Raw genomic sequence first — 19,918 nt, forward strand, 5'->3', positions numbered from 1 at the left:
GCCTGTCAGGACGCTTCAGGAGGCGTCTCGGATGCGCGGTTGTGTTGCGACCCAGTAACGCAGCTTGCCGTCGCGCTCGTCCTCGAGGACCCCGCCGTTCGCCTCGATCACTTTCCGGGAGCCGGTGTTGTCGTGGTCGCAGGTCACGAGGACGCGGTCCAGCCCGAGACGGTGGGCGTGCGGCAGCACGGCGCGCAGCATCGCCGTGGCGTGCCCCTGCCTGCGTGCGGAGGGGCGGACGCGGTAGCCGATGTGGCCGCCGTAGGCGAGGAGTTGGGAGGTGAGGCGGTGACGCAGTTGGATGCGGCCGAGGTAGGTGTCACCGGCCACGAACCAGTACCAGGTGGCCGGCACGAATCCGGCAGGACGGCGGCCTTCCTCCAGGGCCTCCTCGCGCACGTCGTTCACGTAGCGTGCGAAGCCTTCGGGCGTGTGCCAGTCGGCGCCGTACACGGGCAGTTCGCGGTCGAGCGCCCCGGTCAGGTCGCCCGCCGCGATGTCCTCCTCCTGCGCGGCGACGAAGGACGCGCGCACGCGTACATCAGGCAGGATCAACCCCGGCCTCACCGCACCACCCTCCCCCGCACCACCACCCGCCGCGGACACCTCAGCACCCCCGGAAAGGGCCATGGCCCGCAGCATGCCGGTCCGTGCGAGCCCGCACAAGATCCTCGAGTGGGCCGGCCCCGGCCGCACTGCCCGCCGGGCCCCGCGTCGTCACTCCACTTCGATGCCGTAATCCTGGAGGAGCTGTTCCAGCCCTCCGGTGTAGCCCTTTCCTCCGAGGACGAAATCCCAGTCCCCGCTTGCACGGTGCCGGAATGAGCCGAGCACCAGTGCCGTCTCCCCCGCACGGCCGTCGGAGACTTCGAGCCGCCCGAGTTCCGCCATTGACGGGGCGAGGAGCCGGATGCACGCATCGGTGAACGCGGCGAGATCCGCCTCCGGATTCACCTCCGGGTCCACGGCTGCCACCAGGACGAGTCGGTCGGCATGCGTCGGCAACTCGTCGAAGGCAACGCGAATGGCTGCCTTGTCGGGCGGCGAAGCCTGCACGGCCCGCACCGAGCCGTCAGGTGTCTGCGCGTTGTTGAAGAAGACGAAGTGCTCCTCGCTGAGGACCTGGTTGCCGCGGCAGACGAGCGCGCAGACATCCAGCGCGACGTTGCCGGACCAGGTCATACCCAGCACGTTGTAATCGTCCGTCGCGGAGTCCGGCTGCGCCGGTGGGGCCGGGTCCGGCACCGCACCCTCGCCGAGGCGCCCGCGCAGTCCGTGCCGGTGGAGCAGATCGACGAGCTCGCCACCCGCGATGAGCTCCAGCGGCTTGCCGCGGGCGAAGGTGTGGGAGCCCGGACCGAACCCCGAAGTCGTGACCAGCACACCCTTGTTGGCGCCGGCATCCTGCACGGTTCCGTACAGGTCACGCACCGCAGTCGGCGGCACGGTGTTGCGATAGCGCTTCACCTGGACGACGATCTTGCCGCCCCGGATGGGCGTCGGGTCCAGCGCGTCGACGTCCACCCCGCCGTCGTTCGAGCGTTGCGTGGTCACCGCCTGCATGCCCATCGCACGGAACAGATCGGCGACGAGGGACTCGAAGGCGATCGGGTCCATCTCGTGAAGATCCGGTTCGTCCCCGTCACCGCCGTGCGTGACGATCCGGTTCCCGACCTCCTGGGGTTGCCGGCTCGGCCGTACCGGCGTCAACTGGTCCGGCTTCGTCGCGAGCTGCCCCCGTAACGCGCCCGTGAGGCAACTCGTGGGATCGACCTGCTCCAGGTGAAGGTCGGCGAACGCCGCCCGCTGAGCCATGACAGTGGCCAGGAAGATATGGGTCTGCCTGCCTGTGGCAGGGTCGGGCGCGTCCACGAAGCCGTTGAGCGCCACCGAGTCGAGGGTGCCGTACTCGTCCGCCGTGAAGAGCTGGCGCAGAACCAGCAGCACGCTCTGCGCGAGTACTTCCCGGTACAGCGCCCGCCGTTGCGTCACGGGGCGCGCTGTCTCCTTGTCCTGGTTCTGGGACGGCACGAAGCGCACCGACTTCGCTTCCGGGACCACGTCGTACCCGGGCAGCTCCCAGTCCAGCACCAACTGACGTGCGGCCGGGTCGAAGGCTGCCGTGACCTGGCGGGGAAAGCCTTCGGGCCAGGCAGCCGAGGAGTAGAGCGCCGCCGAGAAGTACTCGACCACCGCCTCGGGGTCCCCACGCCTGACCGCCGCGGTCGCCTCGTCGATACCGGCGTTGTGCCGTCGCACCTCGGCGCGCTGGGCCTCGGCCCTTTGCTCGTGATCCCGTTGGGCGGCGGCTAATCGCTGCAGGCGCTGCGCCTCAGCAGTCTGCGCTGCCTGCCAGTCGTGCTCGAAGCGGGCCCGCGCTTCCGCCTGGGCCTGGGCACGCCGGCTGGCGGTCCAACCCCCTTGTGCCTGGTACTGGTTCGGATCCGGCATGCGCACCGGCCAGGCGAGCGGCCCCGGATCGAAGGGCGCAGCCTCTTCCGCACGCCTCAATGACGCGGCACGGAACGCGGGCGCCTGGCATCCGGCGGTGAGCAGCCCCTGCAGGGTGGCCACCTGCTCGTCCAGCTCCGCCGTCCGCTGCCTGGCTTCCGCCTGCCGGTACTCCCGGTACTCCTGATCCGCGCGCCGCTGAAGATTGCGCGCCTGCCGCGCTTCCTCCCGCCGCTGCCGTTGTTCGGCCTCGATCTGGCGCTGGTACTGACGCTGCGCCTCGGCCCACGAATTGACGAAACCAGCAGAGCGACGGCTCATGCGCTCAGCCCTCCCCAGGATGTCGGCAGCGCCGACCCGCATCTGGTTGTCCCCACAACCAGTCGTGACAAGCCGACTTTATCCAGGAATTGGCAGCCGGGATATCCACATGGCAAGGGCGGTCCCGATAGTGCAGAACCCCCTCCGAATCGGAGGGGGTTCTGTGGAAGAGCAGACGAGAAGGTGCCGGCGGCCTCAGTGGCTGTGCCCGCTCACCGCCGGTGTCGGGCCGGCGTTCTTGACCGTCAGCGGGAGCAGCTTCTTGCCCGTGGGGCCGATCTGGATGTGGGTGTCCATCTGCGGGCAGACGCCGCAGTCGAAGCACGGGGTCCAGCGGCAGTCCTCGACCTCGGTCTCGTCGAGGGCGTCCTGCCAGTCCTCCCAGAGCCAGTCCTTGTCGAGGCCCGAGTCCAGGTGGTCCCAGGGCAGGACCTCCTCGTAGGTGCGCTCGCGGGTCGTGTACCAGTCGACGTCCACGCCGTACGGCTCAAGTGCCTTGTCCGCGCAGGCCATCCAGCGGTCGTACGAGAAGTGCTCGCGCCAGCCGTCGAAGCGGCCGCCGTCCTCGTAGACCGCGCGGATCACGTCGCCGATACGGCGGTCGCCGCGGGACAGGAGGCCTTCCACGATGCCCGGCTTGCCGTCGTGGTAGCGGAAGCCGATGGAGCGGCCGTACTTCTTGTCGCCGCGGATCTTGTCGCGGAGCTTCTCCAGGCGGGCGTCCGTCTCCTCGGCGGAGAGCTGCGGGGCCCACTGGAACGGCGTGTGCGGCTTGGGGACGAAGCCGCCGATCGAGACCGTGGCCCGGATGTCGTTCTTGCCCGAGACCTCACGGCCCTTGGCAATCACGGCGGTGGCCATGTCGGCGATCTGCAGGACGTCCTCGTCCGTCTCCGTCGGCAGGCCGCACATGAAGTAGAGCTTCACCTGGCGCCAGCCGTTGCCGTAGGCCGTCGCGACCGTACGGATCAGGTCCTCTTCCGAGACCATCTTGTTGATGACCTTGCGCATGCGCTCGGAGCCGCCCTCGGGGGCGAAGGTCAGACCCGAGCGGCGGCCGTTGCGGGTCAGCTCATTGGCCAGGTCCACGTTGAAGGCGTCCACGCGGGTCGAGGGCAGGGACAAGCCGATCTTGTCCTCCTCGTAGCGGTCCGCGAGGCCCTTGGCGATGTCGCCGATCTCCGAGTGGTCCGCCGACGACAAGGACAGCAGGCCGACCTCTTCGAAGCCCGTCGCCTTCAGGCCCTTGTCCACCATCTCGCCGATGCCGGTGATGCTTCGCTCCCGTACGGGACGCGTGATCATGCCGGCCTGGCAGAAACGGCAGCCGCGGGTGCAGCCGCGGAAGATTTCGACGGACATGCGCTCGTGCACTGTCTCGGCGAGCGGGACGAGCGGCTGCTTGGGGTAGGGCCACTCGTCGAGGTCCATGACCGTGTGCTTCGAGACGCGCCACGGCACGCCCGAGCGGTTCGGCACGACGCGGCCGATGCGGCCGTCGGGCAGGTACTCCACGTCGTAGAAGGCGGGGATGTAGACGCTGCCCGTCTTGGCGAGGCGGAGCAGCACCTCCTCGCGGCCGCCGGGACGGCCCTCGGCCTTCCACTGCTTGATGATCGCGGTCATGTCGAGGACGGCCTGCTCGCCGTCGCCGATGATCGCCGCGTCGATGAAGTCCGCGATCGGCTCGGGGTTGAAGGCCGCGTGGCCGCCCGCGAGGACGATCGGGTCCTCCAGGGTGCGGTCCTTCGACTCCAGCGGGATGCCCGCGAGGTCGAGGGCCGTGAGCATGTTGGTGTAGCCCAGCTCCGTGGAGAAGGACAGGCCGAACACGTCGAAGGCCTTCACGGGGCGGTGCGAGTCCACCGTGAACTGCGGGACCTGGTGCTCGCGCATCAGCGCTTCCAGGTCCGGCCACACGCTGTAGGTGCGCTCGGCGAGCACACCCTCGCGCTCGTTGAGGACCTCGTAGAGGATCATGACGCCCTGGTTGGGCAGGCCGACCTCGTACGCGTCCGGGTACATGAGCGCCCAGCGGACGTCGCACTCGTCCCACGGCTTGACGGTGGAGTTCAGCTCGCCACCCACGTACTGGATCGGCTTCTGCACGTGCGGGAGCAGGGCCTCAAGCTGTGGGAAGACCGACTCGACAGACATCTCGGGACTTTCGGTGAGCTGGCAGGGGTGACCCTCTAGCTTAACGGCCCGATGACCAAGCTCCCGAACCGCGCAGGTCAGCCGCCCAAAGCCGCCCCCTCCGCCTCCGCCCGCGCCGCGGCCGCCTGCCGGTGGGCGGCCCGCTCCAGCGCCGCCGCACGCAGCAGCCGCTCCGCCCGTTCCGTCAGGTCCGGCATCGCGGGATCCCAGGCCTCCGGCAGCGCCGCCTCCGCGATGGCCGCCCGCTGCTCCTCGCGCCCGTACAGGAGCCCGTACGTGAAGGAGCTCTCGCCCGCCGCCTGCGCCTGGCCGGCGATCTCGCGCAGCGCGATGCGGGTCATCACGCTGTCCTGGTGGTCGCCGAGCAGCCCTTGCAGCATCTTCATGTGCCGCATCTCCTCGGCGGCCGCCGCGCCGAGCGCGGGCCGGGCCGCCTCGGCCGCGTACCGGGTGCGCTTGGCCTTCTTGCGGGCCTCGTGCAGCGCCAGGTCGCGGTCCTCGCCCGGCGCCGCCTCCAGGGCCTGCCCGATCAGCCGCCCGAGCTTTGCGCGGTCGCGCGCCACCACCTTCTCGAGCACCTGCGCGGGCTCCTTGGCGGCGGCCGCCTTCAGCGGCGGGTCGGCGAGCAGCGCGTCGAGGGTGTCGAGCAGCGCGAGGTAGCGCCTGCCGTCCAGGACGGCGATCACATGCCGGCGCGAGCCGCTGCGCCGGGCCGCCGACCAGGTGCGCAGCCGGGTGCGCACGGGCCCGACGACGAGCTGCCGCGGCAGCTCCGCGACGGCACTCTGGATCCGCTCGGTGAGCACCTCGCGATCTCTGTCGAGCCCCAACTCCCCGGCCAGCCACTTGAGTTCCGCACCGATCGGGTCGGTGACGGCACGGTCGAGCACCTTCGCGTACGAACGGAAGGCGCTGCGCATGCGCCGGGTCGCCACCCGCATCTGGTGCACGGAGTCGGGCAGGTCCTGGCGTACGGCCGGGTCGAGCTCGACGAGGGCGTCGCGCTGGGCGCGGAGGTAGGAGAGGACGTGGTCGCCGGCGGTGACGGGCTTCGGGGTCCGTCCCTTCTTCGGCGTTACGGATCCGGTCTCGGCGAGCGCGCGGGCCAGCTTGGACGCGGACTTCGACGGCTGGACACCGGCTTTGCGCAGCCGCTTCTCGACCTTGTCGAGGAAGGCCGGGTCGACGCCGTCGGCGAGCTCGACCTCGATCTCGGTCCAGCTGCTGGTGCCGCCGCCTTCGGTCAGCCGCTCCGCGTCCACGGTGTCGATGCTGACCTCGGCGAGCAGCGCGCCGTCCGCGTCCACGAGGTGGCGGACGTCGCGCGCGGAGCGCAGCCGTACGACCGGTATCAGCGGCAGGGCACGGATCCGGGAGCGGACCAGACCCGAGAGCGCGCGCGGGACGGTGGCGGAGAGCGGGGCCCGCACCTCGTCGCGGACCCCGGCGGCGACCGGCAGCTTCAGATGCCAGCCCGCGTCGTCCCCGCCGGTGCGGCGGCGCAGGGTGCGCGAGGCGGCCGCGAGCCGCAGGTCCGCGGTGTCGTAGTACGTGGCGTCGAGTTCGGTGACGCCCTTGTCGATGACGGACGAGACGCCCGCGACCTTGGACAGCGAGGGCAGCTTGCCGCCCGGTGCAGAAGCCTCGTATTTCCGCTCGATCTCGCGCTTCGTCTCCGCCATGGCCTGAATCTAGACGCGAATCGTTGCGCGAACCAGATGGTGGTGGCCGCCTCATGAACGGCGGATGGCCCGGGCGTGGAGGTTCTCCCCCGACGCCCGGGCCGTCCGATGTCCGTGGTGCCGCTACGCCGACATCGGCCGCTGCACCCGGATGGACTGGAGCAGTCCGATCGCGATCCACACCGCGAACATCGAGGTGCCGCCGTACGAGACGAACGGCAGCGGCAGACCGGCCACCGGCATGATGCCCAGGCACATCCCGATGTTCTCGAAGGCCTGGAAGGCGAACCAGGCGATGATCCCGGCGGCCACGATCGTGCCGTACAGCTCGGTGGTCTCGCGGGCGATCCGGCAGGCGCGCCACAGCACCACACCGAGCAGCACGATGATCAACCCGGCGCCGAGGAAGCCGAGTTCCTCACCGGCGACGGTGAAGATGAAGTCGGTCTGCTGCTCCGGCACGAACTGGCCGGTGGTCTGCGAGCCGTTGCCGAGCCCGGCGCCGGTCAGACCGCCCGAACCGATGGCGATACGGGCCTGGTTGGTGTTGTAGCCGACGCCGGAGGGGTCGAGCGCGGGGTTGGCGAAGGCCGCGAAGCGGGCGATCTGGTAGTCGTCGAGGACACCGAGCTGCCAGACGGCGAGCGCACCGGCCGCACCCGTGCCGAGCAGGCCGAGGATCCAGCGGTTGGAGGCCCCGGAGGCGAGCAGCACCCCGAGCACGATCATCGCCATCACCATGACCGAGCCGAGGTCCGGCATCAGCATCGTGATCATTATCGGGACGGCCGCCAGGCCGAGGGCCTGCACCACCGTGCGGTGGTCGGGGTACTCGCGGTCGCCGGCGTCCACGCGCGCGGCGAGCAGCATCGCCATCCCGAGGATGATCGTGATCTTCACGAACTCCGAGGGCTGGAGCGAGAGTCCGCCGAGGTCCAGCCACGCGTGCGCACCGTTGATGGTGGTGCCCAGCGGGGTGAGCACGAGCAGGACCAGGAAGACCGAGACGCCGTAGAGGATCGGCACGGCCGTGCGCAGGGTGCGGTGGCCGAGCCAGACCGTGCCGATCATCAGGGCGATGCCGATGCCGACGTTCATCACGTGCTTGAGCACATACGCGTACGGGTCGTCGCCGACGAGTTCGGTGCGGTTGCGGGTGGCCGAGTAGACCAGCGCCGAGCCGATCACCGAGAGCGCGAGCGTGCACAGCAGTATCGGCCAGTCCAGACGGCGTGCGAGGGAGTCGCGCGCGAAGAGCTTGGACATGGTGCCGCGTTCGGGCCCGTATCCGGAGACGGAGAAGCCGCCCATCAGGCCGTCCTCCCCACATCGGTGCGGTGACGCATCAGTCACGCCTCCCCGGGGTCAGCCCGGCCGCCAGCTCGTTCTGGGCCGGCGGTTCCTCCTGGATCGGCACGTACGGCTTCACCTTGGGCGCGTCGATCGAGCCGTCGGACTCGATCTTCGGCAGGTCCTTCTGCGGCTTGGGAAGCAGCGCCTTCTTCAGGTCCTGCTTGCCGCTCTTGTCCAGGCCGTACATGGCGTCGTAGATGTTGCGCACGGCCGGACCCGAGGCGCCGGAACCCGTACCACCCTGGGAGATGGTCATCACGATCGTGTAGTCGTCGGTGTAGGTGGCGAGCCACGAGGTGGTCTGCTTGCCGTAGACCTGGGCCGTACCGGTCTTGGCGCGGATCGGGATCTTGTCGTGCGGCCAGCCGCCGAACCGCCAGGCCGCGGTACCGCTCTGCGTGACGGAGCGCAGCGCCTTGTCGAGCTGTCCGACGGTCTTGCCGTTTATCGGCAGCTTGCCGTGCGCCTTGGGCTTGATCTCCTCGACGCGCTGCCCGTCGGGGCTGATGACGGCCTTGCCGACGCTGGGGTCGTAGAGCGTGCCGCCGTTGCTGATCGCCGAGTAGACGGTGGCCATCTGGATGGGGGTGACGAGGATGTCGCCCTGTCCGATGGCGTAGTTGACGCTGTCACCGGCCTTGAGGCGGTTGCCCTCCAGGCAGTTCTCGTACGCGATCCGCTCGGCGTAGTCCCCGTCCTTCTTGCCCTGCTGGCACCAGATGTCCTTGTTGGCCTTCCAGTACTCCTGCTTCCACTTGCGGTCCGGGATGCGGCCGCTGACCTCGTTGGGCAGGTCGATCCCGGTCTCGGCGCCGAGGCCGAAGTCGCGGGCGGTCTTGTAGAACCAGTCGCCGGGGTTCTTCTTCGGCTTGTTGCCGCCGTCGCGCTTCCACTCCTGGTGGCCGAGCGCGTAGAAGACGGTGTTGCAGGAGACCTCCAGGGCCTGGCCGAGGCTGATCGGGCCGTACCCCTTGGACTCGAAGTTCTTGAAGCTGCGGTTGCCGAGGCTGTACGAGCTGGAGCAGTTGTAGCGCCCGTCGAAGTCGTACCCGGCCCGCACGGCCGCGCTCGCGGAGACCACCTTGAAGATCGAGCCGGGGGCGGCCTGGCCCTGGATCGCGCGGTTGAGCAGCGGGTAGTTGGACTTCTTGCTGGTCATCTTGGCGTAGTCCTTGCCGGAGATGCCGCCGACCCAGGCGTTGGGGTCGTAGTCCGGGTTGGAGGCCATGGCCACGACGCGGCCGGTGCGGGACTCCATCACGACGACGGCGCCCGAGTCGGCCTTGTACTTCTCGCCGGTGATCTTGTCCGTCTCCATGCGGATCTTCTTCATCGCGTCGTACAGCTCGTACTCGGCGACGGCCTGCACTCGCGCGTCGATGCTGGTGACCACGTTCGCCCCGGGCACGGCCGGTTCGGCCTGCGTCTGCCGCATGACCCGGCCGAGCTTGTCGACCTCGTACGCGGTGACGCCGGCCTTGCCGCGCAGCTGCTTGTCGTAGGTGCGCTCCAGGCCCGAGCGGCCGACCTGGTCGCTGCGCAGATACGGGGAGTCCGTGTCCTTGGCGGCCTGGATCTCCTCGTCCGTGACGGGCGAGAGGTAGCCGAGCACCTGGGAGGTGCGGGCGTCGGCGGGCGCGGTGTAGCGCCGTACCGCGGTGGGTTCGGCGGTGATGCCGGGGAAGTCCTCGGCGCGCTCGCGGATCTGCAGGGCCTGCTTGGGCGTGGCCTCGTCGGTGATGGGGATGGGCTGGTACGGCGAACCGTTCCAACAGGGCTGCGGGGTCTCGGCGTTGCAGAGCCGCACCTTGTCGGCCACTTCCTTGGGCTGCATGCCGAGGACCCCGGCGAGCCGGGTGAGGACCGCGTCGCCGTCGTCCTTCATCTTCATCAGCTCGGTGCGCGAGGCGGAGACCACGAGCCGCGTCTCGTTGTCGGCGAGCGGTACGCCGCGTGCGTCGAGGATCGAGCCGCGCACGGCGGGCTCTACCACGCGCTGGACGTGGTTGCCGTTGGCCTCGTCGGCGTACTCGTCGCCGTTGCGCACCTGGAGGTACCAGAGGCGGCCGCCGAGCGTGAGGAGCAGCGACAGGACGAGGATCTGGAGGATGATCAGGCGGATCTGGACCCGGGGGGTCCGCCCCGTCTCCGGAATGTTCGTCACAGCCGCTTGACCCCCTTGATCCGTCCGGCCCTGGCGACCCGGGCCTTGCTCGCCTTCATACGGAATCCGCCGCGCTGGCTGCCGATACGCAGCCCGGTGCCGGAGGAGAGCCAGCCGGAGGCGACGTCGCTCGCCTTGCTGCCGCCGCTGCTCTCGGCCAGCGGATCGTTCTCCGCCCGTCTGGCCAGCCACATCACGGCCGGCACGACGAACGGCGCGAGCAGCAGGTCGTAGAGCGTGGCCGTGAACAGCAGCCCGCCGAGGCCGACATGGCGGGCGGCGGTGTCCCCGACGAGGGCGCCGACGCCCGCGTACAGGAGCGTGGAGCCGATGGCGGCGCCGACCACCACGGCCATCGGTCCGGTGGCGGTGCGGACCTGGCCGCTCTCGGGCCGGACGAGACCGGCGAGGTAGCCGATCACGCACAGGACGAGGGCGTAGCGCCCGGCGGCGTGGTCGGCGGGCGGTGCGAGGTCGGCGAGCAGGCCGGCGCCGAAGCCGATGAGGCAGCCGCCGACGTGCCCGTAGACGAGCGCGAGGCCGAGCACGGTCAGGAGCAGCAGGTCCGGCACGGCGCCGGGCAGGTGCAGCCGGGCCAGGACGCTGACCTGGACGACGAGCGCGACGATCACCAGCGTGGTCGACAGGAGGATCCGGTTGAAGCGCATGGCAGTTACTCCTGGTCGTCCTGGTCGCCGGCGTTCGGGTCCCGGCTCGCGCCGGTCGCCGGTGCCTGGGTCTCGCCGGCGGAGGGCTCACGCCCTGCGGCCGCACCCTCCTCGCCCTGCGCGGAGAACTCACCGTTCTCGCCCGCGGCCCCGGACGGCGTCACGGTCACCGTGACGGTCGGCGTCGGCTTGGGCTTGACCGGCTCGGGCAGGACCTTGTCGCGCGGGTCGGTGCGCGGGGCCTCGACGACGACGCCGACGATGTCGAGCTGCGTGAAGCCCACGTACGGCTCCAGGTGCACGGTCCGGGTCAGGCCGCCGTCGGACGGGTCGACCTTGACGACCTCGCCGATCGGGACGCCGGGCACGAAGGGCTTGTCGGCCTGGGAGCCGAAGGTGACCATGCGGTCGCCCTTCTTGACCTTGGCCTTGCCGTTGAGCATCTGCACCGACAGCGGGCGGTCGCCCTGGCCGGTGGCGAAGCCCAGTTCGTCGCTGGACTCCATGCGCGTGCCGACGGTGAAGTCCGGGTCGGTGGCGAGCAGCACGGTGGAGGTCGAGGGGCCCACGGTGGTGACGCGGCCGACGAGCCCGTCGCCGTTGAGCACGGTCATGTCGCGCTTGATGCCGTCGCCGGCGCCGGCGTCGATGGTCACGGTCCAGGAGAAGCCCTGGGCCGCTCCTATGCCGATGACCTGCGCGCCCTTGATGCCGTACTGTCCCGCGCCCGCCGTCTTGAGCAGCTTGTCGAGCTGGCGGACCTTGCTGCGGTTGCGGTCGTCGCTGCCGAGCTTGGCCTTCAACGCGGCGTTCTCGCGCTCGAGTTCGCTGATGCGGTCGTGGCGCTCGCCGGACTCGCGTACGGCCTTTATGGCGTTGCCGATCGGGTCGACCGCGGCCGATACCCCGTTCTCCACCGGACCGAAGACGGTCGCGGCGGCCTGCCGGGCACCGTCGACCGGCGACTCCTCTCCCCCGCGGATGTCCACCGTGATCAGTGCGAACGCGATGGCGATCAGCAGCACCAGGAGCAGCCGGCTCTCTCGTGTGTCCCTCACGTGCGGCGGCCGTGCCTTCCTCATTGGATGTACGTGGCGTCTTCGACGGCCGCGACGGCCTCACCCGTCCCTGCCGTCACCGGGACGGCCTGCGGGCCCCGTCCCGGTTCCTGCCCTTATGCGGTTGTTGGCCCCTTGTAGGGGCGTCTTGCCTCTATATCAACGATCCGCCGTACGAAGTGGCAGCTTCATACGGCGGATCGGCGGGAATTACGTCATCTGCGCGGCGTCGCGTCGAGGACCTGCTGGAGCGCCTCGAACTCCTCGACGCACTTGCCGGAGCCCAGCGCCACCGAGTCCAGCGGGTCCTCGGCGATGTGGATCGGCATGCCGGTCTCGCGGCGCAGGCGCTCGTCCAGACCGCGCAGCAGCGCGCCGCCGCCGGTGAGGACGATGCCGCGGTCCATGACGTCGCCGGAGAGCTCCGGCGGGCACTTGTCGAGGGTGGTCTTGACCGCGTCCACGATCGCGTTGACCGGCTCCTCGATGGCCTTGCGCACCTCGGCCGCGGAGATCACCACGGTCTTGGGCAGACCCGAGACCAGGTCGCGGCCGCGGATCTCGGTGTGCTCGTCGGTGTCGAGGTCGTACGCCGAACCGATCGTGATCTTGATCTGCTCGGCGGTGCGCTCACCGAGGAGGAGGCTGTACTCCTTCTTGATGTGCTGGATGATCGCGTTGTCCAGCTCGTCGCCGGCGACCCGGATCGACTGTGCCGTGACGATTCCTCCCAGCGAGATCACGGCGACCTCGGTGGTGCCGCCGCCGATGTCCACCACCATGTTGCCCGTGGCCTCGTGGACCGGCAGGCCCGAACCGATGGCCGCGGCCATGGGCTCCTCGATGATGTGCACCTGGCGGGCGCCGGCCTGCGTGGAGGCCTCGATGACCGCACGGCGCTCCACACCGGTGATACCGCTCGGCACGCAGACGACCACACGCGGGCGGGCCAGGTAGCGACGCTTGTGGATCTTCAGGATGAAGTAGCGGAGCATCCGCTCGGTGATCTCGAAGTCGGCGATGACGCCGTCCTTGAGCGGGCGGACCGCGACGATGTTGCCAGGGGTGCGGCCGATCATCTTCTTCGCTTCGGCTCCGACCGCGAGGATCCCGCCGGTGTTCGTGTTGATCGCGACCACGGACGGCTCGTTGAGTACGATCCCTCGGCCCCTGACGTAGACCAGCGTGTTGGCGGTCCCGAGGTCGATCGCCATGTCACGGCCGATGAACGACATATTGGTTCCCATCAGGAGCGTCTGGCCTTCCCAAAATGGAGCATTGATGGCTTGTCAGGTCGGCGCGGTGGGCACGGTGGCGTGGAGGCTTCCATCGTAGTCTCGCCTGCACGTGCACTGTGCGGGGGTCTTCGCCATTGTCAGCAGACGAAGCGCCGCCCCGCTAATGGGGACGAGCCGACGGAAGGATGCGTTCCCCCAATCGGCTTGCATATGCCAAGGGGCGGCCGGGGAAAAACCGGCCGCCCCAGGTCACAGGCGTAGTCCTCCTGACGGAGCATCAGAAAGAGGGGGCGCCCCGCGGGCACCCGGATGCCTCCCGGTGCTTACGCGAGACCCGGGAAGAAGATCTTCAGCTCGCGCTCGGCCGACTCCTCGGAGTCCGAGGCGTGGATCAGGTTCTCGCGCACGATGGTGCCGAAGTCGCCGCGGATCGAGCCCGGGGTGGCGGCGATCGGGTCGGTCGGACCGGCGAGGGTGCGCACCCCCTCGATGACCCGCTCGCCCTCGACGACAAGCGCGACGACCGGGCCGGAGGACATGAACTCCACGAGCGGCTCGTAGAACGGCTTGCCCTTGTGCTCGCCGTAGTGCTGCTCCAGGACGTCCTGGGTCAGGGAGCGCAGCTCCAGCGCGGTGATCTGCCAGCCGGCCTTGCGCTCGATACGGCTGATGATCTCGCCCACCAGCGAACGGCGGACGGCGTCCGGCTTCAGGAGGACGAGGGTGCGCTGAGACCCAGTGGACATCGTGTGCGGCTCCTTGGATGAGGCGTGCGGTGCTCAGAGACTACAAGGAGTCACCAACAGGCCTGTACTCGGACCGGTACGCGGTACCCGTACGCCCGGTCCGGGCCCCGTCGACCGCCCGCTCCACGCCTGGTCCGGGCCCGTCGACCGCCCGGTCAGGCCGGGTCCGCGCCCATCGACTCCTGCTGCGCCGCGAACCGCGCCTTCGCCTCGTCGATCTTGCGGCCGAAGTGCACCGAGACGCCCCACAGCGCCGCGAAGCAGGCGCCGAGGAAGAACATCGTCGGGACGATGAAGCCCGAGGCGATCAGGGCGACCTGAAGAGCCCAGCCCAGCTGCACCCCGCCGGGGCGGGTGATCATTCCGCAGAGCAGCACCGAGACGGCCATCGCGATGCCGCAGACCGTCCAGACCGTGCCCATCGACAGGTCCGGGTCCTTCATGGCGACCAGACCGGCGAAGCCGATGATGAAGAACTCGCCGATCAGCGTGGAAGCACAGAGCGTACGCATCGGTGTCAGCCCCTCCCCAGGAGCAGTCGGGCCTCGCCGACGGTGATGACGGAACCGGTCACGAGCACACCGCCGCCGGCGTACTCGCCCTCCTCCTCGGCGAGGGTGATCGCGGCCTCGATGGCGTCGGGCATCCGCGGCTCGACCTGCACGCGGTCCTCGCCGAACACCTCGACGGCGACGGCCGCGAGCTCGTCGGCGTCCATGGCGCGGTGCGAGGAGTTCTGCGTGACGACGATCTCCGCGAAGACCGGCTCGAACGCCTCCAGGAAACCCCGTACGTCCTTGTCGCCGCTCGCGCCGACCACGCCGATGAGTCGGCTGAAGTCGAAGACCTCGCCGATGGCCGCGGCGGTGACGCGGGCGCCCGCCGGGTTGTGCGCGGCGTCGAGCAGCACGGTGGGCGAGGTGCGCACGATCTCCAGGCGGCCGGGCGAGGAGACCTGCGAGAACGCCTTGCGGACGGTGTCGATGTCGAGCGGCTCGCTGCGGGCCGCGCCCACGCCGAAGAAGGCCTCGACGGCGGCGAGCGCCACCGCCGCGTTGTGCGCCTGGTGCGCGCCGTGCAGCGGCAGGAAGATCTCCTCGTACTCGCCGCCGAGTCCGCGCAGCGTCACCATCTGGCCGCCGACCGCGAGCTGCCGCGAGGCGACGCCGAATTCGAGGCCCTCGCGGGCGACCGTCGCATTGACCTCGACGGACTTCTTCAACAGCACCTGGGCGGCGTCCACCGGCTGCTGCGCGAGGATCACCGTGGCGTCCTGCTTGATGATCCCGGACTTCTCGCCCGCGATCTCGCCGGGCGTCTTGCCGAGCCGGTCGGTGTGGTCGAGGTCGATGGGGGTGACGACGGCGACGTCCGCGTCGATCACGTTCGTCGCGTCCCAGCTGCCGCCCATGCCGACCTCGACGACGGCCACGTCGACCGGGGCGTCCGCGAAGGCCGCGTACGCCATGCCGGTCAGGACCTCGAAGAAGCTCAGCCGGTACTCCTGCTGTGCGTCCACCATCTCCACGTACGGCTTGATGTCCTCGTACGTCTCGATGAAGCGCTCGGCGGAGATGGGGGCCTGGTCGAGCGAGATGCGCTCGGTGACGGACTGGACGTGGGGCGAGGTGTAGCGCCCGGTGCGCAGCTCGAAGGCGGAGAGCAGGGCCTCGATCATGCGGGCCGTGGACGTCTTGCCGTTGGTGCCCGTCAGGTGGATCGAGGGGTACGCGCGCTGCGGCTCGCCGAGCACGTCCATCAGCGCCTTGATGCGGCTGACCGAGGGCTCCAGCTTGGTCTCGCCCCAGCGCGAGGCGAGCTCCGTCTCGACCGCGCGCAGCGCCTTGTCGACCTCGGGGTCCTCCGGGCGGGCCGGGATGTCCGCGGCGGGCGGTCCGGCCTGGGTGCGCAGGGTGCGGCTGCCCGCCTCGATCACCGCCAGGTCGGGGTCGCGCGTCGTCTCGGAGGCGACGATCTCGTCGAACTCGTCCGGCAGGCCCTCGGAGAGACCGTCGGGAAGGGCGTCGGCGTCGTCGAAGGGGTCGTTGTCACGCGGGGGCAGCTCACTCACGTACGCCAGTCTACGGAGGTGCACCGACAGCCCGCCGCGCGCCACCGGCGCGACCGCCCGGCGCCTCTCCCCCGCGCGGCCCGCACCCCGCCTCACGCCGCCGACATCACCCGCGCCAGCGCGTCGAAGTCCTCCACGCACCGCCCGCAGCCCATCGCCACCGAGTCCAGCGGCTGTTCGGCGACCGTCACCGGGATGCCGGTGGACGCGGAGAGCCGCAGGTCCAGGCCCGGCAGCAGCGCGCCGCCGCCCGTCAGGACGATGCCGTGCTCCATCACGTCGCCGGACAGCTCGGGCGGGCACTCCTCCAGGGTGGCCTTCACGGCCTCGACGATGGCCTCGACCGGCTCGTCGAGGGCCGCACGGACCTCCGCGACCGTCAGGTCGACCGTCTTCGGCAGCCCGCCGACCTTCTCGCGCCCGCGCACCGCGAACGTCCGCATCTCGAAGGCGTCCTCGCCCGGCACGGGCCACGCCGAGCCGATGGCCACCTTGATGTCCTCGGCGGTGCGCTCGCCGATCAGGAGCGCGTGCTCCCTGCGGACATGGTCGGTGATCGCCGTGTCGAAACGGTCGCCGCCGACCCGCAGCGACTGCGATGTCACGATCCCGCCGAGCGAGATCACCGCGACCTCGGCCGTGCCCCCGCCGATGTCCACGACCATCGAGCCGCGCGGCTCCTCGACCGGCAGGCCCGCGCCGATCGCGGCCGCCATCGGCTCCTCGATGAGATGCACCTGCCGCGCGCCGGCCCGCTGCGCGGCGTGCACGATGGCCCGCCGCTCGACGGGCGTCACGCCGCTCGGCACGCACACGACCATGCGCGTACGGGGCCGGCGGCCCGGCACCGCCCGGCGCACGAAGGCCCGGATCATCTCCTCGGCGGCCTCGTAGTCGCTGATCACGCCGTCCTTCAGCGGGCGGATCGCGGTGATGGAGCCGGGGGTGCGGCCGATCGTCTGCTTCGCCTCGGTGCCGACCGCGAGGGCCGCGCGCGAGCCCTCCTTGACGGCGACGACGGACGGTTCGTTGAGCACGATGCCCTGGCCGCGGGCGTAGAGCAGGGTGTTGGCGGTGCCGAGATCGATGCCTATGTCCATGATCAGCAAGTCTGCCCGTACTGTCTGTGGACCGGACCGCCGAAGGTCCCGAGCCGGGCGGGACCAAGGTCCCGGGGCGGCCGCGCCCGAAGGTCCGGGAGCGCGACGCGCGCCCCCGCGGCCGGATTCAGAACCCGCGCCCCGCCGGCAGCTCCGCGACCACCTCGTACGAGCCGTCCCGTACCGCCGTCTCGAAGGTGCCGCCCACGCTGCGGACCCGTTCCGCCATGCCCGCCATGCCCCTGCCCGTGCTCACCGGGGCGCGCGACGGGGCCGCGGCGGGCAGCGGGTTGGTGATCTCGACCCGGGCGCGGCCGTCGGCGACCGCGATACGAACCCGGACCTTCTCGCCCGGGGCGTGCTTGGCCGCGTTGGTGAGGCACTCCTGCGTGACGCGGTAGACGGCGGCCTGGCGCAGCGGCGAGAGCCGGCCGGCCACCTCGTCCACCTCCAGGAGCACCGGCGTACCGGCCCGTTCGCTCTGCTCGACCAGGGCGGGCAGCACGTCGAGGCCGGGCGTGGGCGTGCTGCCGGCCGCGCGCTGGACGATGATCTCGTTGAGCAGCGTGTGGGCCCGGCGCGCGGTGTCGCCGAGCTCCTCGAACCGGTCCGCGTACGCCCCTTCGCCGTCCTCGCGCGCCCGGCGGGCGAGCACGTCCGAGCGCACGCAGAGCAGGGTCAGCTCGCGGCCCACGAAGTCGTGCACGTCCCCCGCGACCTCGCCGCGCTCGGTATGCACCGCCTGCAGGACCGCGGTCTCGTCCCGCTGCTCGCGCAGGGCGCGCACCAGGTCCTGCCGGTTGGCGGCGATCCCGACCCCGGCGGCGAGGACGCCGATCGGCACGACCAGGCTGAGGAAGTCGGCGAGCGTGTCCCCGCGGTGGGCCGGCCAGCCCGGCAGCTGGAACAGCGCCCAGGAGGCGGCCACGTACACCGTGACGGCGAGCACTCCGGCGCGGCGGCCCCGGTAGCGGCCGAGCGAGTAGAGCGCGAACTGCACAAGGGTCAGTTCGTGCAGCCAGGCGAGCAGGACCAGCGCCACCGCGTACGGCAGCCAGGGCACCGAACGGCGCAGCAGCAACGTGGCCGAACCGGCGGCGAGCACCGCGGTCGCCGCCCAGCCGTTGAGCGAGTTGTCGGCCGCCGCCAGGCCCGGGATGTCCAGGGACATCAGCGCGAAGCAGCCGAGGGCGGTGAGCACGTCGATCACGCGGGGGTGGGCAGCCCACTGCTCCGCGCGGGGGCGGCCCGCGGCCGCCACCCGGCGGTACGCGTGCGCTGCCCGGTCGTGCATCTCTCCATCATCCGGGGTCTTTCGGCCCGATTTGACGGACCTAGGGCCCTTTTTGAGTGAGGTACGGCACTCTGCGCGCTGCGGCCGGGAGGGTATGCGGGCCGGACCGGCCGAAAGAACGAGCCGGGCCGGGGACGCTCCGGGACGAAAGGACGAGACGGCCCGGGACCCCGTCGGGACCACCGGATCTACAGGCGGCCCGGGTGGTCCGGGGACGCTTGATCCATGAGCAGCACACCCCCGGCCTCCAGGGGCAGCGCCCCCGCTTCCCGCCCCGGCGTCCACGGCCCCGTGCCCGCGGGCCACGCCCTGAGCGTGCTGCTCGTCGTCTCCGGCGCGCTCGGCACGCTCGCGTCCGCGATGCTCACGTACGACCGCATCGAGACCCTCGCGAACCCTGCCTTCGTCCCGGCCTGCTCCCTGAACTCGGTGGTGAGCTGCACGGACGTGATGGACACCTGGCAGGGCAACCTCCTCGGCTTCCCGAACATGCTGCTCGGCATCCCCGCCTTCGCCGTGCTCCTCGGCCTCGGTCTCGCGCTCCTGACGGGTGCCGCACTCCCCCGCCGCCTCTGGCTCGGCCTCCAGGCCGGGGTCACCGCGGGCTTCGTCTTCGTCCTCTGGCTGATCAGCCAGTGCCTGTACGTGATCGGTGCGCTCTGCCCCTGGTGCCTGCTCGTCTGGGCGGTGGTCCTGCCGCTCTTCTGGTACGTGACCCTGCACTGTGTGCGGACCGGCGTGCTGCCCGCCCCGGCCGGTTTGGCGCGGACCCTGACGGCGAACTCGTGGGCCGGGCCCGTCGTCCTGTACGGCACCGTCCTGGTGCTGGTGCTGACCCGTTTCGGCGACCGGCTGATCTAGAACCGGCGCGGTTGTGACGATCGCACCGGCTCGGGAGGTGCAATCGACGCATGTGGTACGCCCAGAACCCCGGCCGCCGTACGCGGCAGTTGATCGGCGACGGCGCCGTCCTCCTGTGGACCCTGCTGTGGGCCGCCGTCGCACTCATCGCCTACCGGCTCGTCCAGCTCCTGTCCGGGCCCGCCGAGGATGTCGAGACCGCGGGCCGTCGTTTCAGCTCGGGTCTGACCACCGCGGGCAGCACCGCCTCGAAGGTCCCGTTCGTGGGCGGCAAGCTCGACGCGGCGCTGCGGAACGTGGCGGGCGCGGGCGACAAGCTCGCGGACGCCGGCGACAACGGCGGCACCGCGGTCGACGCCCTCGCGGCAGCCGGCTCGGTCGCGCTGTTCCTGCTGCCCGTGGGCCTGGTCCTCGCCCTCTGGCTCCCCCGCCGGCTGCGCTGGTCGCGCCAGGCGATGGCGGCCCGGGAGCTGGCCGCCTCCGACGACGGCCGCGAACTCCTCGCCCTGCGCGCCCTGCTCCGCCCCCTGGACGAGGTCTCCCACCTGGCCCGCACGGCCGACCACCCCGACACGACCCCGGGCAGCCTGGCGGAGGGCTGGCGCGGCGGAGACCCGGAAACCCTGGACATCCTCGCGGAGGCGGAGCTGGAACGGCTGGGGCTTCGGACCGCCTGAGCCGGCTCCCGAGTCCCCGTGGCCGCGCGCGAACCCGGCCCCGCACATGGGCGAAGGCCCCGGAACCCTCCCAGGTT

16 protein-coding genes are annotated in these 19,918 nt (G+C 70.8%); 2 read left to right on the plus strand and 14 right to left on the minus strand.

Annotated features, from left to right (window positions below; all coding sequences use genetic code 11):
- Window positions 1-15: 15 nt before the first annotated feature.
- The 14 genes from BLT97_RS22915 to BLT97_RS22980 all read right to left on the minus strand — a co-directional run bounded on the left by BLT97_RS22915 (window position 16) and on the right by BLT97_RS22980 (window position 18,303).
- A complete protein-coding gene (locus tag BLT97_RS22915) occupies window positions 16-534 on the minus strand; it encodes a GNAT family N-acetyltransferase (RefSeq protein WP_245769487.1) in 519 nt (172 codons plus the stop codon).
- A 183-nt stretch (window positions 535-717) separates the two neighbouring features.
- Window positions 718-2,772 carry a restriction endonuclease gene (locus BLT97_RS22920; protein ID WP_093613297.1) on the minus strand — a complete coding sequence of 685 codons (2,055 nt, stop codon included), beginning with the start codon at window positions 2,770-2,772 and terminating at the stop codon, window positions 718-720.
- Between the two features lie 195 nt (window positions 2,773-2,967).
- The gene (locus BLT97_RS22925) at window positions 2,968-4,929 is read right to left on the minus strand and encodes a TIGR03960 family B12-binding radical SAM protein (protein WP_093613117.1); all 1,962 of its coding nucleotides are present in this window, start codon (window positions 4,927-4,929) and stop codon (window positions 2,968-2,970) included.
- A gap of 77 nt (window positions 4,930-5,006) precedes the next feature.
- Window positions 5,007-6,611: a CYTH and CHAD domain-containing protein gene (locus tag BLT97_RS22930; protein ID WP_093613119.1), complete on the minus strand. Its 1,605-nt coding sequence runs from the start codon at window positions 6,609-6,611 to the stop codon at window positions 5,007-5,009.
- A 123-nt stretch (window positions 6,612-6,734) separates the two neighbouring features.
- The gene (gene rodA, locus BLT97_RS22935; RefSeq protein ID WP_093613121.1) at window positions 6,735-7,922 is read right to left on the minus strand and encodes a rod shape-determining protein RodA; all 1,188 of its coding nucleotides are present in this window, start codon (window positions 7,920-7,922) and stop codon (window positions 6,735-6,737) included.
- Between the two features lie 34 nt (window positions 7,923-7,956).
- Entirely contained in the window at window positions 7,957-10,128 is a 2,172-nt protein-coding gene (mrdA, locus tag BLT97_RS22940) for a penicillin-binding protein 2 (RefSeq protein WP_093613123.1), read from the minus strand.
- Window positions 10,125-10,796, minus strand: a complete 672-nt coding sequence (gene mreD / locus BLT97_RS22945; protein ID WP_093613125.1) for a rod shape-determining protein MreD — start codon at window positions 10,794-10,796, stop codon at window positions 10,125-10,127. Before mreD ends, mrdA begins: the two co-directional genes overlap by 4 nt.
- Window positions 10,797-10,801: 5 nt before the next feature.
- A complete protein-coding gene (gene mreC, locus BLT97_RS22950; protein ID WP_093613127.1) occupies window positions 10,802-11,854 on the minus strand; it encodes a rod shape-determining protein MreC in 1,053 nt (350 codons plus the stop codon).
- Window positions 11,855-12,069: 215 nt separating this feature from the next.
- A complete protein-coding gene (locus BLT97_RS22955) occupies window positions 12,070-13,089 on the minus strand; it encodes a rod shape-determining protein (RefSeq protein ID WP_093613129.1) in 1,020 nt (339 codons plus the stop codon).
- 326 nt (window positions 13,090-13,415) lie between these two features.
- Window positions 13,416-13,838, minus strand: a complete 423-nt coding sequence (ndk, locus tag BLT97_RS22960; RefSeq protein WP_093613131.1) for a nucleoside-diphosphate kinase — start codon at window positions 13,836-13,838, stop codon at window positions 13,416-13,418.
- Between the two features lie 155 nt (window positions 13,839-13,993).
- The gene (locus tag BLT97_RS22965; RefSeq protein ID WP_093613133.1) at window positions 13,994-14,350 is read right to left on the minus strand and encodes a DUF4233 domain-containing protein; all 357 of its coding nucleotides are present in this window, start codon (window positions 14,348-14,350) and stop codon (window positions 13,994-13,996) included.
- A 5-nt stretch (window positions 14,351-14,355) separates the two neighbouring features.
- Complete coding sequence (gene folC / locus BLT97_RS22970) at window positions 14,356-15,909, minus strand: bifunctional tetrahydrofolate synthase/dihydrofolate synthase (protein ID WP_176953864.1); 1,554 nt, start codon at window positions 15,907-15,909, stop codon at window positions 14,356-14,358.
- 92 nt (window positions 15,910-16,001) lie between these two features.
- Window positions 16,002-17,009: a rod shape-determining protein gene (locus tag BLT97_RS22975; protein WP_093613135.1), complete on the minus strand. Its 1,008-nt coding sequence runs from the start codon at window positions 17,007-17,009 to the stop codon at window positions 16,002-16,004.
- A 127-nt stretch (window positions 17,010-17,136) separates the two neighbouring features.
- Window positions 17,137-18,303: a sensor histidine kinase gene (locus BLT97_RS22980; protein ID WP_093613137.1), complete on the minus strand. Its 1,167-nt coding sequence runs from the start codon at window positions 18,301-18,303 to the stop codon at window positions 17,137-17,139.
- A 225-nt stretch (window positions 18,304-18,528) separates the two neighbouring features.
- Here BLT97_RS22980 and BLT97_RS22985 point away from each other — a divergent pair, with 225 nt between their 5' ends.
- Window positions 18,529-19,164, plus strand: coding sequence for a vitamin K epoxide reductase family protein (locus tag BLT97_RS22985; protein WP_245769488.1), 636 nt, complete (start codon window positions 18,529-18,531; stop codon window positions 19,162-19,164).
- A 50-nt stretch (window positions 19,165-19,214) separates the two neighbouring features.
- On the plus strand, window positions 19,215-19,841 hold the full coding sequence (locus BLT97_RS22990) for a hypothetical protein (RefSeq protein ID WP_093613141.1): 627 nt from the start codon (window positions 19,215-19,217) through the stop codon (window positions 19,839-19,841).
- The last annotated feature ends 77 nt before the right edge of the window (window positions 19,842-19,918 follow it).

Origin of the sequence: Streptomyces indicus, assembly GCF_900100315.1 — a bacterium.
Classification (GTDB): domain Bacteria; phylum Actinomycetota; class Actinomycetes; order Streptomycetales; family Streptomycetaceae; genus Streptomyces; species Streptomyces indicus.